This is a genomic window from Pseudomonas sp. B21-017, assembly GCF_024749245.1.
Classification (GTDB): Bacteria; Pseudomonadota; Gammaproteobacteria; order Pseudomonadales; family Pseudomonadaceae; genus Aquipseudomonas.
In genome coordinates this window covers 2,481,335-2,497,399 of record NZ_CP087194.1, presented here as the reverse complement: position 1 = coordinate 2,497,399, position 16,065 = coordinate 2,481,335, and the positions used below count along the sequence as shown (strand labels likewise).

15 protein-coding genes are annotated in these 16,065 nt (G+C 60.7%); 6 read left to right on the top strand and 9 right to left on the bottom strand.

Annotated features, from left to right (window positions below; genetic code table 11):
- The first annotated feature begins 177 nt into the window (after positions 1–177).
- The 3 genes from LOY28_RS11365 to LOY28_RS11355 all read left to right on the top strand — a co-directional run bounded on the left by LOY28_RS11365 (position 178) and on the right by LOY28_RS11355 (position 4,458).
- Positions 178–1,569: a GntP family permease gene (locus LOY28_RS11365; protein WP_258613850.1), complete on the top strand. Its 1,392-nt coding sequence runs from the start codon at positions 178–180 to the stop codon at positions 1,567–1,569.
- Positions 1,570–1,576: 7 nt separating this feature from the next.
- On the top strand, positions 1,577–2,350 hold the full coding sequence (hbdH, locus tag LOY28_RS11360) for a 3-hydroxybutyrate dehydrogenase (RefSeq protein ID WP_018927665.1): 774 nt from the start codon (positions 1,577–1,579) through the stop codon (positions 2,348–2,350).
- 152 nt (positions 2,351–2,502) lie between these two features.
- Positions 2,503–4,458 carry an acetoacetate--CoA ligase gene (locus LOY28_RS11355; protein ID WP_258613849.1) on the top strand — a complete coding sequence of 652 codons (1,956 nt, stop codon included), beginning with the start codon at positions 2,503–2,505 and terminating at the stop codon, positions 4,456–4,458.
- 60 nt (positions 4,459–4,518) lie between these two features.
- On the opposite strand, the gene LOY28_RS11350 is transcribed toward LOY28_RS11355, so the two are convergent.
- Positions 4,519–5,628: a PilT/PilU family type 4a pilus ATPase gene (locus LOY28_RS11350; protein WP_086946288.1), complete on the bottom strand. Its 1,110-nt coding sequence runs from the start codon at positions 5,626–5,628 to the stop codon at positions 4,519–4,521.
- A gap of 119 nt (positions 5,629–5,747) precedes the next feature.
- Here LOY28_RS11350 and LOY28_RS11345 point away from each other — a divergent pair, with 119 nt between their 5' ends.
- Both LOY28_RS11345 and LOY28_RS11340 read left to right on the top strand, forming a co-directional pair.
- Positions 5,748–8,285, top strand: a complete 2,538-nt coding sequence (locus LOY28_RS11345; protein ID WP_258613848.1) for a PAS domain S-box protein — start codon at positions 5,748–5,750, stop codon at positions 8,283–8,285.
- A gap of 66 nt (positions 8,286–8,351) precedes the next feature.
- Entirely contained in the window at positions 8,352–8,627 is a 276-nt protein-coding gene (locus LOY28_RS11340) for a peptidylprolyl isomerase (RefSeq protein WP_007933743.1), read from the top strand.
- Between the two features lie 71 nt (positions 8,628–8,698).
- Here the strand turns inward: LOY28_RS11340 and LOY28_RS11335 are convergent, their stop codons facing one another.
- From LOY28_RS11335 to LOY28_RS11300, 8 genes are all read right to left on the bottom strand, one after another.
- On the bottom strand, positions 8,699–9,634 hold the full coding sequence (locus tag LOY28_RS11335) for a sugar kinase (RefSeq protein ID WP_192351068.1): 936 nt from the start codon (positions 9,632–9,634) through the stop codon (positions 8,699–8,701).
- A 13-nt stretch (positions 9,635–9,647) separates the two neighbouring features.
- Complete coding sequence (locus LOY28_RS11330; RefSeq protein ID WP_018927660.1) at positions 9,648–10,865, bottom strand: amino acid deaminase; 1,218 nt, start codon at positions 10,863–10,865, stop codon at positions 9,648–9,650.
- 37 nt (positions 10,866–10,902) lie between these two features.
- The gene (locus tag LOY28_RS11325) at positions 10,903–11,667 is read right to left on the bottom strand and encodes an IclR family transcriptional regulator (RefSeq protein WP_258613847.1); all 765 of its coding nucleotides are present in this window, start codon (positions 11,665–11,667) and stop codon (positions 10,903–10,905) included.
- Positions 11,668–11,791: 124 nt separating this feature from the next.
- Complete coding sequence (locus tag LOY28_RS11320; RefSeq protein WP_018927658.1) at positions 11,792–12,181, bottom strand: RidA family protein; 390 nt, start codon at positions 12,179–12,181, stop codon at positions 11,792–11,794.
- Between the two features lie 30 nt (positions 12,182–12,211).
- Positions 12,212–13,003: an amino acid ABC transporter ATP-binding protein gene (locus tag LOY28_RS11315; RefSeq protein ID WP_018927657.1), complete on the bottom strand. Its 792-nt coding sequence runs from the start codon at positions 13,001–13,003 to the stop codon at positions 12,212–12,214.
- Complete coding sequence (locus tag LOY28_RS11310; protein WP_018927656.1) at positions 13,000–13,662, bottom strand: amino acid ABC transporter permease; 663 nt, start codon at positions 13,660–13,662, stop codon at positions 13,000–13,002. The genes LOY28_RS11315 and LOY28_RS11310 overlap by 4 nt, the downstream gene beginning before the upstream one ends.
- 8 nt (positions 13,663–13,670) lie before the next feature.
- Positions 13,671–14,333, bottom strand: a complete 663-nt coding sequence (locus LOY28_RS11305; RefSeq protein ID WP_019649174.1) for an amino acid ABC transporter permease — start codon at positions 14,331–14,333, stop codon at positions 13,671–13,673.
- A 52-nt stretch (positions 14,334–14,385) separates the two neighbouring features.
- Complete coding sequence (locus LOY28_RS11300; protein WP_018927654.1) at positions 14,386–15,234, bottom strand: transporter substrate-binding domain-containing protein; 849 nt, start codon at positions 15,232–15,234, stop codon at positions 14,386–14,388.
- Between the two features lie 340 nt (positions 15,235–15,574).
- Here LOY28_RS11300 and LOY28_RS11295 point away from each other — a divergent pair, with 340 nt between their 5' ends.
- Positions 15,575–16,030 (top strand): co-chaperone YbbN, encoded by a 456-nt coding sequence (locus tag LOY28_RS11295; RefSeq protein WP_018927653.1) that lies wholly within the window; start codon positions 15,575–15,577, stop codon positions 16,028–16,030.
- The last annotated feature ends 35 nt before the right edge of the window (positions 16,031–16,065 follow it).

Here is a 16,065-nt window from a genome sequence, read left to right as displayed (position 1 = left end):
GCGAAAGCGTCAGCACAATCGCCAGAAATCTCAATACAGAGACAAAAATCACCAAAATCACTTCACAAACAAATAATCTCCTTATATTTCAATAGCTTAGATAGCTGGCACGAAACCCGCTATAGCCCTCCCACCAAGCTTCACCCTACAAAAATAACAATCCTGGAGAGACACACCATGAGTGTGATCATTGCCTTGGCAGCCCTCGCGCTGCTGATGGTGGCTGCTTACCGTGGCTACAGCGTTATCCTCTTTGCCCCGATCGCCGCCCTCGGCGCCGTCCTGTTCACCGACCCTTCCGCCGTAGCCCCCGTCTTCACCGGGGTGTTCATGGAAAAGATGGTCGGCTTCGTCAAACTGTATTTCCCGGTGTTCCTGCTCGGCGCGGTGTTCGGCAAGCTGATCGAGTTGTCGGGATTCTCCCGCTCCATCGTCGCGGCGGCGATTCGCTTGCTCGGCACCCGTCAGGCGATGCTGGTGATCGTGCTGGTCTGCGCCCTGCTCACGTACGGCGGTGTGTCGCTGTTTGTGGTGGTGTTTGCGGTGTACCCGTTTGCCGCCGAGATGTTCCGCCAGAGCAATATTCCCAAACGCCTGATCCCGGCGACCATCGCCCTCGGCGCGTTCTCGTTCACCATGGACGCCCTGCCTGGCACGCCGCAGATCCAGAACATCATCCCCAGCACCTTCTTCAACACCACCGCCTGGGCGGCGCCGTGGCTGGGAGTGATCGGCACGATTTTCGTGTTCTGTGCCGGCATGCTGTTTCTGCAGCGCCAGCGCAACAAGGCCCAGCGCACGGGTGAAGGTTACGGCTCAGAACTGCGCAACGAGCCGGAAACCGCACCGGACATCCAGCTGCCTAATCCGTGGATCGCGCTGTCGCCGCTGTTGCTGGTGGGCCTGATGAACCTGCTGTTCACCCGCTGGATTCCTGTGTGGTACGGCAAGACCCACAGCCTTTCGCTGCCGGGCATGGCCGCCCCGGTGACCACCGACATCGCCAAGCTGACGGCGATCTGGGCGGTCCAGGCGGCCTTGCTGGTGGGCATCGTCATGGTGCTGGTGTTCGGCTTTCAGGCGATTCGTGGCAAGTTGGCCGAAAGCAGTAAAAGTGCGGTCAGCGGCGCATTGCTGGCAGCGATGAACACTGCGTCGGAATACGGTTTCGGGGCGGTGATCGCCTCGTTGCCAGGTTTTCTGGTGCTGGCCGACTGGCTCAAGAGCATTCCCAACCCGTTGGTCAATGAAGCGATCACTGTGACCTTGCTGGCCGGCATCACCGGCTCGGCGTCAGGCGGGATGAGCATCGCTTTGGCGGCGATGTCCGAGAGTTTCATCAGCGCTGCCCACGCCGCCAATATTCCCCTGGAAGTGCTGCACCGGGTCGCCGCGATGGCCAGTGGCGGCATGGACACCCTGCCGCACAACGGCGCGGTGATTACCTTGCTGGCGGTCACCGGGTTGACCCACCGCGAGGCCTACAAAGACATTTTCTGTATTACGCTGATCAAGACACTCGCTGTTTTTGTGGTGATCGGTACTTTCTACGCCACTGGCATTGTGTGAGGTATTCATGACGACTCTTTCGGGCAAGACCGCACTGGTCACCGGTTCCACCAGCGGCATCGGTCTGGGGATCGCCCTGAGCCTGGCCAAGGCTGGCGCCAACCTGATCCTCAACGGTTTCGGCGATGCGTCGACGGTAATCGCTGAGGTCGAGCAATTCGGTGGCAAGGTCGGCCATCACCCGGCCGACGTCAGCGACCCGGCGCAGATCGCCGATATGATCGAGTACGCCGAGCGTGAGTTCGGCGGCGTGGATATCCTGGTCAACAACGCCGGCATCCAGCACGTGGCGGCGGTGGAAGATTTTCCGGTGGAGCGCTGGGACTCGATTATTGCGATCAACCTGTCGTCGGTGTTCCACAGCACCCGCTTGAGCCTGCCGGGCATGCGTACCAAGGGCTGGGGACGCATCATCAACATCGCTTCGGTGCACGGCCAGGTCGGTTCGGTGGGTAAAGCGGCGTATGTCGCGGCCAAGCATGGCGTGATCGGCCTGACCAAAGTGGTCGGCCTGGAAACCGCCACCACCAACGTTACCTGCAACGCCATTTGCCCAGGCTGGGTGCTGACGCCGCTGGTGCAGAAGCAGATTGATGATCGCGCCGCGACCGGGATTGACCCGCAGCAGGCGCAACACGATTTGCTGGCCGAGAAACAGCCCTCCCTGGAATTCGTGACGCCGCCGCAGCTGGGTGAGTTGGTGCTGTTTTTATGCAGCGAAGCCGGTAGCCAGGTGCGTGGCGCAGCGTGGAATATAGATGGTGGGTGGTTGGCGCAGTAGCCTGCCGCCGGACCCTGTGGCGAGGGAGCTTGCTCCCGTTCGGCTGCGAAGCAGTCGTAAATAGGTTTTGGGACAGCTGCGCTGTCCAGCGGGAGCAAGCTCCCTCGCCACAAAAGCCTGTGTGTGATGCATAAACAAGAAGAGGCCAAGCCATGTCCGACATCCTCTGGCAACCCGGCACCGAGCGCATCGGCAAGAGCCGCATGGAGGCCTTCCGGCGTTTCGTCAATCAGCGACACACCCTTGGGATCGCCGACTACCCTGCCCTGCACCAATGGAGCATCGACCAGCGGGAAGCCTTCTGGCAGGCCATCGTCGATTTCTTCGACATCCGTTTTCACGATCAGCCAGACGCGGTGCTGATCGAAGGCGCGCAAATGCCCAGCGCCCAGTGGTTCCCCGGCGCTACCTTGAACTTCGCCGAACACCTGCTGCGCCGTCGTGACGATGCCGTGGCAGTCGTCGCCATCGGCGAAAACGGTCAACGGGAACAGCTGACCTGGGCCGAACTGGCAAGCCACGTCGCCGGTTTTCAAAATAGCCTGAAAGCCGCCGGTGTCGGCCTCGGCGACCGCGTGGCAGCGTGTATGCCGAACACCTGGCAGACCCTGGTGGCCATGCTCGCCACCACCAGCCTGGGTGCAATCTGGTCCTGTTCTTCACCGGATTTCGGCACCCACGGGGTGATCGATCGCTTCGGCCAGATCGAACCAAAAGTGCTGATCACCTGCGCCGGCTACCGCTACGCCGGCAAAGAGATCGACCAGACCACCAAGGTCAATGAAATCCTCGGACAGTTGCCGTCCTTGCAGCAATTGATTGTTGTGCCTTATGCGCGTCCTCAAGCGCGCATCGAGGATTTCCGCTGCCAGGCCAACGTGACGCTGTGGGACGATTTTTACGACCCGGGCGGCGAGCCGCAATTCGTTCCCGTGCCTTTCGCCCATCCGCTGTACATCCTCTACTCCAGCGGCACCACCGGCGTACCGAAGTGCATTGTGCACGGCACCGGCGGCGTGCTGCTGCAACACGTCAAGGAACATGGCCTGCACACCGACCTCGGTGCCGGTGACCGTTTGTTCTACTACACCACCTGCGGCTGGATGATGTGGAATTGGCTGGTCTCGGCGTTGGCCGTCGGCAGCGCCGTGGTGCTGTATGACGGCTCGCCGTTTCATCCAGGGCCGGAGCGCTTGATCGACCTGATCGACGACGAACGCCTCAATGTCTTCGGCACCAGCCCGAAATTCCTCACTGCGCTGGAAAGCAATGGCTTGAAGCCGTGCGACAGTCATGACCTGAGCAGCCTGAGAACCATCCTGTCCACCGGCTCGGCGCTGTCGCCGCAAAGCTTCGATTACGTCTACCGCGCGTTCAAGTCCGACCTGTGCCTGTCTTCGATGTCCGGTGGTACCGATATCGTTTCGTGCTTTGTGATTGGCAACCCGGTCCTGCCGGTGCGCCGTGGTGAGATGCAATGCAAGAGCCTGGGCATGGCGGTCGAAGTGTGGAACGACGATGGCAAGCCTGTGATCGGTGAAAAAGGCGAGCTGGTGTGCACCCGACATTTTCCGGCCATGCCCATCGGCTTGTGGAACGACCCGCAACAGGAAAAGCTGCGTGCTTCGTATTTCAGCCTGTTCCCCGGCGTCTGGGCCCAGGGCGATTACGCCGAGCAACTGCCCCATGGCGGCATGCTGATCCACGGCCGCTCCGACGCGGTGCTCAACCCCGGCGGCGTACGCATCGGCACGGCGGAAATCTACCGTCAGGTGGAGAAAATCCCGCAGGTGCTGGACAGCGTCGCCATCGGTCAGCAATGGCAGGATGACGTGCGAGTGGTGCTGTTCGTGCGCTTGCGCGAAGGCGTCGAGCTGGACGAAGCGCTGCAACAACAGATCCGCCAGGTCATCCGCGCCAACACCACGCCACGGCATGTGCCGGCGAAGATTGTCGCGGTGACGGACATTCCGCGGACCATCAGCGGCAAGGTGGTCGAACTGGCGGTGCGCAACGTGGTGCATGGCCAGAAGGTGAAGAACACCGATGCACTGGCCAACCCCGAAGCCCTGGAGCAATTTCGAAACCGCCCCGAACTGAATGACTGACGCCGTAGATCTACTGTGGGAGCAAACCCGCTCCCGCATTTTTGAACAGCGTCGGCCCCTTCAGTCCATCAACCCCCATTCACCCGGCGGCGTATGGGGGCCGGGTGTGGCCTCGGCGTGCATTTTCAGGCGCAAGCGCAGATTGTTCACCGAATCAGCATGTTTCAACGCCTCTGCCTCATCAATTGCGCCCTCGGCAAACAGCGCGAACAGCGCCCCGTCAAACGTCTGCATCCCCACCTCTGAAGACTTCTCCATGATCCCCTTGAGTTCGCCAAACTCATTGCGCCGGATCAGGTCACCGATGGTTGGTGTGCCCAGCATCACCTCCACCGCCGCCCGGCGCTGCCCGTCGCGGGTACGCACCAGACGCTGGGACACAAACGCTTTGAGGTTGTTGCCCAGGTCGTTGAGCAACTGCCCCCGGCGCTCTTCGGGAAAGAAGTTAATCACGCGGTCCAGCGCCTGATTGGCGTTGTGCGCATGCAACGTGGAAATCACCAGATGACCGGTATCGGCAAACGCCAGCGCATGTTCCATAGTCTCGCGGTCACGGATTTCGCCGATCAACACCACGTCCGGTGCCTGGCGCAACGTGTTTTTCAGCGCAGCGTGGAAACTGCGGGTATCGACGCCGACCTCGCGCTGATTGACGATCGACTTCTTGTGCCGATGGATAAACTCGACCGGGTCTTCGATAGTGATGATATGGCCACTGCTATGGCGGTTGCGGTAATCGATCAGCGCCGCCAGCGAGGTCGACTTGCCCGAGCCGGTCGAACCGACGAACAGCATCAGCCCTTGTTTGAGCATCACGGTTTCGAGCAGCACCGGTGGCAAGTTGAGGTCTTCGAAGCGTGGAATGTCGAGCTTGATGTTGCGCGCCACGATGGACACATCATTGCGCTGCTTGAAGATATTGAGCCGGAAACGCCCGACCCCGGGCAGGGAAAGTGCCAGGTTCATTTCCAGGTCCCGATCGAACTCCAGGCGCTGTTCGGCGTCCATGATGGACGCGGCAATGGCCGCCACTTCTCCCGGCTTGAACGGTTGATCGGTCAGGGCTTTGAGCACACCGTCAAATTTCGCGCTGGGTGGCGCGCCCGTGGACAGGTAAAGATCGGAGCCATGGCGGCTGGCCAGAATCTGCAACAGTGCATCGATTTCCATGGCAAAAAACACCCGCGAAGCATTCAATGAAAAAAATGACCCCATGCGGGTCATCCAGCGTCTACCGCCTTGCAAGGATAGTAGACGCCGCCACACTGACTCATGCGCAGGACATGTAGATGAACGCACCACCGACCGCCAGCGATGCCCAGGCCTTGATTGCCCGACTGGACTGGACAAACAACCCGCTGGGCGCCGCCGAAAACTGGCCGCAGAGCCTGCGCACCGCGGTGGACATCGTGATCCACTCGCCAATGCCGATGCTATTGCTGTGGGGCCCGCATCTCACCCAGATCTACAACGACGGCTTCGCCTTCCTCGCCGGCAGCAAACACCCTCACGCTTTCGGACAACCGACGCACCAGATCTGGCCGGAACTCAAAGACTTTACCGACCCGATTTACAGCGCCGTCCTACAGGGTCAGGTGCGGACCTACAGCGAACAGCGCTTCACCTTGCAACGCGACGGTCGGGATTCTGACTTCTGGCTGGATTTGACCTACAGCCCCATTCGCAACGAAAGCGCCGAGGTTGCCGGGATTCTGGTCACGGCCATCGAAACCAACGAACGTCGCCGCATCGCCCTCGAACTGGAACAACGCTCCGCCGCCAGCCTCAAGGCCCAGCAAGAAACCGAGCAGCGCCTGCAACTGGCACTGGCCGCCACCGATGCCGTCGGCACCTGGGACTGGGACATTGGCGAAGACCGTTTCATTGCCGATGCGCACTTCGCGCAATTGCATGGCGTCGATCCGGCCATGGCCAACCAGTTGCCGATCAGCGAATACCTCCACGGCGTGCACCCGGAAGACCGCGCCATGATCGCCCGCAGCATCAAGCACTGCATCACCCATGGCAGCGAGTACGCCGAGGAATATCGCTTGCTGCAAGCCGACGGCCAGTTGCGCTGGGTGTTTGCCCGGGGTCGTTGCTACAAGGACCACCATGGCCGGCCGATCCGTTTTCTCGGCGCCGCGCTGGACCTGACCGAACGCAAACATATCGAACAGGCCTTGCGCCAAAGCCAGACCGAGCTGCAACTGATCATCAACGCGATGCCGATCCTGATCAGTTATGTGGACCGCGAAGAGCGCTTTCGCCTGAACAATGCCGCCTATCTGGAATGGTATGGCCTCACGCCCCAAGAGCTTTACGGCCGCACCATTCGTGAAGTGCTTGGCGATGAAGCCTATGCCCTGCGCGCCGAATACATCGCCGAGGCGCTGAAAGGCAAGACCTGTTGTTTCAGCATCAGCGCCGATCACCGCGATGGCAGCACCCGCCAGGCCCTGATGAACTACCTGCCACGCCACGGCGCAGACGGCGCGGTGAATGGTTTCTACATCTTCGTGATCGACGAGACCGAGCGCAAACAGACTGAAGAGGCGCTGCGCAACCTCAACGAAACCCTGGAAGAACGCGTGAGCGCTCGCACCCAACAACTGGCCGAAGCCAACCAGCGACTGCAGAACGAGATGTTCGAGCGTGAGCGTGCCGAAGACGCCTTGCGCCATGCGCAGAAAATGGAAGCGGTCGGCCAGCTCACCGGCGGCATCGCCCATGACTTCAACAACATGCTCACCGGGATCATCGGCAGCCTCGATTTGATGCAGCGCTACATCGCCGATGGGCGCGCGGCCGAGATCGGTCGCTTCACCGAAGCGGCGGTGTCCTCGGCCCATCGCGCCGCCGCCCTGACCCATCGGTTGCTGGCATTTTCACGGCGTCAGTCACTGGATCGCAGGCCACTGGACGCCAACCAGCTGGTGCATTCCCTGGAAGACTTGCTCAGCCGGACCAAGGGCGATCACATCGAGCTCAAACTGAAGCTGGCCGATGAGGTCTGGCCGGTCAGTACCGATGTCAGCCAACTGGAAAACGCATTGCTCAACCTCGTGATCAACGCCCGGGATGCGATGCCCGATGGCGGCGAGTTGTTGATCGAAACCGCCAATGTTCACCTCGACGGCAGCGACGTCACTCCGCTGGAGCCAGTCAGGGCCGGGGATTACCTGATGATTGCCGTCAGCGACAACGGTGCCGGCATGACCCCATCAGTACTGGCCAAGGCCTTCGATCCGTTCTTCACCACCAAACCCATCGGCCAGGGCACCGGCCTTGGGTTGTCGATGATCTATGGTTTCGCCCAGCAGTCGGGCGGGCACGTCAGCCTGCACAGCCGGCCTGGCCAGGGCACCAGCGTTCGCCTGTATTTGCCACGGTTGCACGTCGCCCTGCCGGAACACGCGCAGCTGCCGGTCACCGGCGAAGCACCGCCAGCGGTTGCCGGTGAAACCGTGGTGTTGGTGGAAGACGATCCGGCGGTGCGCATGCTGGTGCTCGACCTGCTCAAAGAGTTGGGTTATCACGCCCATGAAGCCGAAGATGCGCAGAGCGCCCTGCCCTTGCTGGAGTCCGACCTGCGGGTCGATCTGCTGGTAACCGACGTCGGGCTGCCGGGCATGAACGGTCGGCAACTGGCGGAAATCGCTCGTCAGCACCGCCCGGAGCTCAAAGTGCTGTTCATTACCGGTTATGCCGAGAAAGCCGCCGAACGCCAGGGCTTCCTGGAGGAAGGCATGGACATGGTGGCCAAACCCTTTTCCATGGACCTGTTGGCCAACAAGATTCGCACGATGATCGGCCAAGCCGGCTGAGTTAAGGCATAATCGCGCGCCCCACGCTGGCACCAACATAGCCACCACCGTTGCAAGGTACGCCCAATGAAAGCCCAAGCCCGCCATATTCTGGTGAAAACCTCGGAAGAAGCCGAGCAGCTCAAACAACGCATCGCCAAGGGTGAAGCCTTCGATGTGCTGGCCAAGAAATACTCCACCTGCCCGTCCGGCAAACGCGGCGGGGATCTTGGCGAAGTACGGCCCGGGCAGATGGTCGGGGCAATCGATGCGGTGATCTTCAAAAAACCGCTGCGGGTGGTGCATGGGCCGATCAAGAGCAAGTTCGGGTATCACTTGGTGCAGGTGTTTTACCGGGACTGATCGGTTGGCTCGATGTACAGGGTGAGGCTCCCTCGTCACAAAAAATCACAGCATCCCCCAAAGATTGCATTTCAATCTTTGGGGATCAGTGCCCCCGGCACTTGAATCACCCGACTCGCCAAGCGATGCCCCGCTTCAGCAGCCTCGACCGGGCTCCCACCCTTGAGGCGGCAAGCCAGATACGCCGCGCTGAACGAATCCCCCGCCGCCGTGGTGTCCACCACCCGTTCGACCACTTGCGCCGGCACTTCGAACGACTCGCCGTCACAGCGAATCAGACACGCCTCGGCACCGCGCTTGAGCACCACTTCGGGCGTGCCCATCTGCTCATAAGCGGCAAACACCGCCGCGCAATCGGAAAAGTGGAACAGCGCCTGCTCGTCATCAACCGTCAGCAACGCCAAGTCGACATAGGGCAACACTTCGCGATAAGCCGCTCGTGCGTCCTCGACCGAAGCCCATAGGCGTGGTCGATAATTGTTGTCGAACACGATCCGCGCATCCCGCTGTCGGGCTTCGATCAGGGTGTCCAGCAGTTTCTCCCGGCCCTGTTCACCGAGCACCGCCAGGGTAATGCCGCTGAAATACAGCACGTCGTAATCCGGCAGCGCTGCCAGGATCGGCGCGGCCGCCGGGGTGGTAAAGCAATCGCGCACGGCCGCTTCATTGCGCCAGTAGAGAAAACGCCGCTCGCCGGCCGCGTCGGTCTGGATGCAATACAGACCGGGCAAGCGACCGGGCAAACGCTGGACCATGCCCAGGCCGATGTGTTCGCTGGCCCAGCTCTGGCACATCGCATCGCTGAAACTGTCGTCACCCAGGGCAGTGACGTAATCCACCGTGCCGCCATCGCCCAGTTCACGGGCCAGATAGACCGCGGTGTTCAGGGTATCGCCGCCGAAGCTCTGTTGCAGAGAGCCGTCGGCGCGCTGCTGCAGTTCGATCATGCACTCGCCGATCAGGGCGATGCGCGGGATGTTGGGGCCCAGAGGGCTGATGTTGTTCATGTTGTGGGGGCTCTTAGAAACAGGTTTCCATGGTTTCGATGACATTCAGCTGCTCATCCACCAGACACCCGATACGCCACTTGTCGAACGTCAAACACGGGTGCGAAGTCCCGAACGAAATGATATCGCCCACCCGCAACTCAACCCCCGGCGCCACGGTCATGAACGCGTGCTGGTCCATCACCGCCGTCACCTTGCAGGCACTTACATCATCGCCGGTCGCCGGCACCACGCCGGCCTTGTAACGCAGCAACGGCACCGGCAAACCGGCGTCGTAGGCCACGTCGCGCTTGCCCAGGGCGATCACCGCAAAACCCGGTTCGGGCAACGACTGCACATGCGCCCAGACTTCCAGCGCCGGGCGCAAACCTTCGTGCAGGTCGCTGCGACGGTCGAGCACGCAACATTGCGCTTCTTTGTAGATGCCATGGTCGTGGGCCACGTAACTGCCGGGGCGCAGCACGCTGAGGAAACGCCCGCCGGCATTCTGCGCTTCGAACGACTCGGCGATCAGGTCGTACCACGCCGACCCCGACGCGGTGATGATCGGCTTGGCAATCGCGAACGCGCCACTGTCCTGCAACTGCACCGCCAGACGCACCAGGGAGGCGGCGAACTCGCGGATGCCGCTCACCGCATGATCACCGTGAATCACCCCTTCGTAGCCCTCGATGCCGGTCAGCGCCAACGCCGGTTGAGCGTTGATAGCCTTGGCCAGTGCCAGCACTTCGGCTTCGGTGCGACAACCGCAACGACCGCCGACCACGCCGTACTCGATCATCACGTTCAGGCGCACGCCCCGCGAGGCGAAAAACGCGCCGAGGTCGGCGACGTTATCCGGGTGATCGACCATGCAATAGAAATCGAAAGTCGGGTCAGCCAGCAGGTCGGCGATCAACGCCATGTTCGGCGTGCCAACCAGTTGATTGGCCATCAGCACCCGGCGCACGCCATGGGCGTATGCCGCGCGGGTTTGCGTGGCACTGGCCAGGGTGATGCCCCAGGCACCGGCGTCCAGTTGGCGACGAAACAGCGCCGGGGTCATGCTGGTTTTACCGTGAGGTGCCAGTTCCGCGCCGCTGTGGCTGACGAAGTCCTGCATCCAGCGAATGTTGTGTTCCAGCGCGTCGCGGTGCAGCACCAGCGCCGGCAGACTGACGTCCCGCACCAGGTTGGCGCCGGTCTGGGCGGCGCCCTTTTCCACGGCGGCGGTATTGATGGCAGTAGACATGGTCGATCTCCTCACACACGGCCGCAGGCAGCCGCTGTTATTCGTTGATACGCCGGGCGAGGCTGTTGGCGCTGTCGATCAGCACCCGGCGATAGTCGTTGTAATTGTTCTTCGCATCGGCCCGTGGGGCGACGATGCACAGGGTCGCGATGGCCACGCCGCTCGGGTCTTTGACCGGGGCGGCGAAGCAATGGGTAAAGGTGTCGGCGACGCTGTCGAAGGAAAAGAATCCGTCGATGGCGGCCTGGCGGATTTCCTCAAGAAACTGCTCCAGTGGCAGGCGTTCGCCGTCGGGCAGGATGAAGTCGTCGGGGTCGATCAAATCGACAATTTGCTGATCGCTCAGGTGCGCCAGCAGCAGGCGCCCGGAAGCGGTCCAGGGGATCGGCGCGTTTTCGCCGATGTCCGAGGAAATGCGGAAATGCCGCTCCCCCTCTTTCATCAATGCCACGGTGTATTTGCGCCCGTTGAGCAGGCACATCTGCGCGGTTTCGCGGGTCTGGCTGACGATTTCCTGCAAGGCGTGATCGGCCTCGCGGGACAGATCGAAATGACGCAAATGCGCTTGTCCGAGGAAGTACAGCTGACGACCGAGGTAAACGTGACCTTCCTTGCCCACGGGTTCGAGGATGCGCCGCTCCAATAAGGACGCAACCAGTTCGTAGACCGTGGATTTCGGGCTGCCGATGCCGCTGGCGATTTCGTTCGGGCGCAGGGGCTGGCCGATTTCCTTGAGGAAATCGAGGATGTCGAACGCCCGGTCCAGACCGCGAGCCCGGCGCTTTATGGTGTCTTCGGTCATTTCAGTGGTCCCATTCAAAGTGCCGGGAGTTTACCCAGAAGGCCGCCTTCGCGGGCAAGCCTCGCTCCTACAGGATTTCGCCGTTTGTAGGAGCGAGGCTTGCCCGCGAAGAATTCACTGCGGTTCAGGCCTTTTTCTTGTACGCGATGCAATCAATCTCGACCTTGCAATCGACCATCATGTTCGCCTGCACGCAGGCCCGGGCTGGGGCGTGTTCGCTTTTGAAGTACTCGGAAAACACCTTGTTGAAACTCCAGAAGTCCCGCGGGTCTTCCAGCCACACGCCCGTGCGCACCACGTCTTCGAGCCCGTAACCGGCCTCTTCCAGAATCGCGATCAGGTTTTTCATGGTCTGGTGAGTCTGCTCGACAATCCCGCCCACGATGATTTCACCATCCACCGCCGGCACTTGGCCGGACACGTGCAGCCAGCCATCGGCTTCGACGGCGCGGGCAAAAGGACGGGGCTGGCCGCCACCGGCGGTGCTGCCGGTGCCGTAACGAGTAATGCTCATGGGTGTTTCTCCTGATTAAAAAGTGAAGGCTTAAAAGCGGGTGCTCTTGAGAAATTCCGCCAGTCGCGGCGACTGCGGGCGCTCGAACAGTTCCTTGGGCGGCCCCTGCTCTTCGATCCGCCCCTGATTCATGAACACGATCTTGTCCGAGACCTCGAAGGCAAAGCGCATTTCGTGGGTCACCAGCAGCATGGTCATGCCATCCTCGGCCAGGCCCTTGATCACGTTCAGCACTTCGCCCACCAGTTCCGGATCGAGGGCCGAGGTGACTTCATCGAACAGCATCAAACTCGGGTTCATCGCAATCGCCCGGGCAATCGCCACGCGCTGTTGCTGACCACCGGACAACTGACCGGGGTAATGATCGCGGCGCTCCAGCAGGCCGACCCGCTCCAGCCATTTCTCCGCCAGCGCCACGGCTTCATCCTTGTGCAGTTTTTTCACCTTGAGCAACCCGAGGGTGACGTTCTGCAACGCGGTGAGGTGCGGGAACAGATTGAATTGCTGGAAGGCCATGCCGGTCATGGCGCGATGGCGGGCGATGACTTTTTCCGGATGGCGCACGCGCTTGCCGTTGACCTCGTCATAGCCGATGGATTCACCGTCGAGCAGAATCTGCCCGCCCTGGAACTCTTCGAGCATGTTCACGCAGCGCAGCAGCGTGGTCTTGCCCGAGCCGCTGGAGCCGATCAGCGTGACCACATTGCCGCGCTGCATGGTCAGGTCGACGCCCTTGAGCACTTCGAGCGGGCCGTATTGTTTGTGCAGGCCGCGGATGTCCAGCAGCGCTTGGTTCTGGGTCGAAACTTGAGCTTGTGTCATGGCAAGGCCACCCGCTTTTCAATGTGCCGGCCGAGTAATTCGATGGCGTAGTTGATGACGAAAAACAGCAATCCGGCGAACAGGTAAAACTCCAGGGTCATGAAGGTCCGGGCGATGATCTGTTGAGTACTGAGCAGCAGCTCGGCGACGCCGATCACCGACAACAAGGTCGACGCCTTGACGATCTCGGTGGACGAGTTGACCCAGGTCGGCAAGATCTGCCGCAACGCCTGGGGCAACAACACATAACCCAGCGCCTGGTAAAACGTCAGGCCGATGGCCTTGCTCGCTTCCATCTGACCGCTGGGCAGCGCTTGCAACGCACCGCGCACGATCTCGGCGACATGGGAACCGCAAAACAGCGTCAGGCCCAAAGTGCCAGCCCCGAAGGCGCTGATCTGCCAGCCCAGTGCCGGCGCCATGTAGAAGCAGGCCAGTACCAATACAAACACCGGCGTGCCGCGAATGATGTCGACGTAGAACCGGAACGGCGCGCGCATCCAAAACGTGCCGTAGGTGAGTACCAGGCCGGCGACGATGCCGACCAGCGTACCCAGCAAAATCGCCAGGCCCGAGCACTGCACACTGGTCAGAAAGCCCTGCCACAGGACATCCCGGGCCACCCATAACTCATGCAACCAGCTGGGGGATTCGTACATGGGGCCTCCTATCGGCGAATCGCCAGACGCTGCTCGAGGTAACGCAGCATCATGGCAATGAGGTAACAGGCCGCAACATAGAGCGCTGTGGTCACCAGCCAGGTTTCGATCACCCGGTAGCTCTCGACATTGATCTTGCGCGCGTAATAGGTCAGCTCCGGCACGGCAATCGCCGCCGCCAGCGAGGTGTCCTTGAACAGCGAAATGAAGTTGTTCGACAGCGCCGGCAGCACATTGCGCAGCATCACCGGCACGGTGACGTACGCCTTGACCTGCCACTCGCCCAAGCCGATCGCCAACCCGGCTTCACGTAGCCCCTTGGGAATGCTCAACAGCCCGCCGCGAAACACTTCGGTCAGGTACGCCCCGGCATACAGCGACAGGGTGATGATGAACGAGGGGATCTTGTCCAGACGAATGCCCAGGCTCGGCAACGCGAAGTAGATCAACAGAATCAACACCAGAATCGGCGTATTACGGATCACCGTCACATACACCGACGCCAGCCCCCGCAATGCGCGGTGCTTCGACAGCAAAGCAAACGCCATCAGCAGGCCGATCACGCAGCCGATGGCGATCGACACCAGCGCCAGCTCAAGACCCAGACCGAGCCCCGCCAGCAAGGTGTCGAAGTCGCGCCACACGGCGGCAAAATTCAACTGATAGTTCATGGTCAGCAGTACCTTGAGCGGGGCGATGTATCACCGCCCCGCTCTCACGGGATCATTTGAATTCGACTGGGAAACCAATTGCAGGTGTAGGCAGGTCGACACCGAACCATTGTTTGAAGGAAGCCGCGTAAGTCGGGAATTCAACGCCGGTCATGCCTTCATGCAGCACGGTGTTGACGAAGTTCAGCCAATCCTGATCGCCGCGTTTGACCGCACAGGCGTAGGTCTGCGGGCTCCAGGCGTAGGTCGGGCTGCGATAACGGCCAGGGTTCTGCACCATCAGGTATTTCACCGACGACTGATCGGTGGCCGCCGCGTCGGCACGGCCGGAGTTCACCGCCTGATACATCAGATCCACGCTGTCGTACTGATCGACCTTGGCCTTGGGCAGCGCCTGATGCACCAGTTCTTCGGCGTACACGTTCTGCAGCACCGCCACGGTCACGCCGTCGGCGGCGGCCCTGAGGTCTTCGATTTCCTTGTACTTGCTGTTGGCCGGCAGCAACAGGCCAACACCTTCACGGTAGTACGGCAGCGTGAACGCGACCTGTTGGGCCCGGCTGGCGGTCACGGTGATGAACTGGCAACTCATATCGACCTTGTCGGTCAGCAGGTTCGGAATCCGCGCATCGGACGACTGCACCACGAACTCGACCTTGCTCGGGTCGTTGAACAACCCCTTGGCCACCATCCGCGCGATATCGATATCAAAACCCTGCAACTTGCCGTCGGCTCCCTGGAAGTGCCACGGCGCGTTGGTACTGCCCGTGCCCACGATCAATTTCCCACGGGCCAGCACGCTGTCGAGCTTGCTGTCTGCCGCTTGAGCGACACCCACGGCAGCGGCCGAAGCCGCGAGTACGAAAACACACGCTTTAAACAAGGAAAGTCGACGATGCATGGCAAGCACTCCAGGGCTGTGTTTATTCCGCTATACCGGAACTTAGTATGTAACAACGGAATAGACAGCAGAAAGTGTGCCACAGGATGTGGCCGGAATCTCGGAGGATTTGAAAAGTGTTTTGAATCAAATGGATGCGCACAGGCGCGAAGAAAGTGTTACGAAAAGACAGCTGGCTGAACGCTACCGTTGGCTACAGGCTGTGTGTGGTTGAGTCACATTGCGGTGCATTGCAGGTCAAAAAGAAGCAGAGCGCACCTGTAATTTTTGATAGTAGACCCACCCCCTTGCCTCCTTTAACGTCAACTGGCCTTCGACAGTCTTTGAAAAGGAGATTTCAATGAGTTCGATGTCCACCCAGTCATTGGATCCGGCCTACCGCAAAGCGCTCAACACCTGGCGCCCGGTGATTCTGTATTTCGGCAACGACCACTGTCCCGCCTGCAAATGGGCCGAGCCGGTTTTCCGTGAAATTGCCGAGAAGTACAAAGATCACGCGTGCATCTATGTGCTGGATACAAGCAAGTCCCCTCGGCATCCGGAAGTCAAAGGCACACCCACTGTGCTCTTTTACAAGGAGGGGAAGCTGCTGACGAAGCTCAAGGGCATAGGGACCCCGGAAACCCTGGAAGAACATTTCAAAAAGCACATCGGCAAGCTCAGGCCCAAAAGAGTTGCCCGCAAACCTCGTCGCGACTTGCCGTGGTTACAGAAAACCCTCAGCACTTTATGCACCGCGCCTCGGGCACGGGAGCGGTTGAATGCACGTTTGATGAGTAATGCAATGGGCAAATAACTGACCTGTAGCAGCAGCCTTGCGCTGCTCGGCAG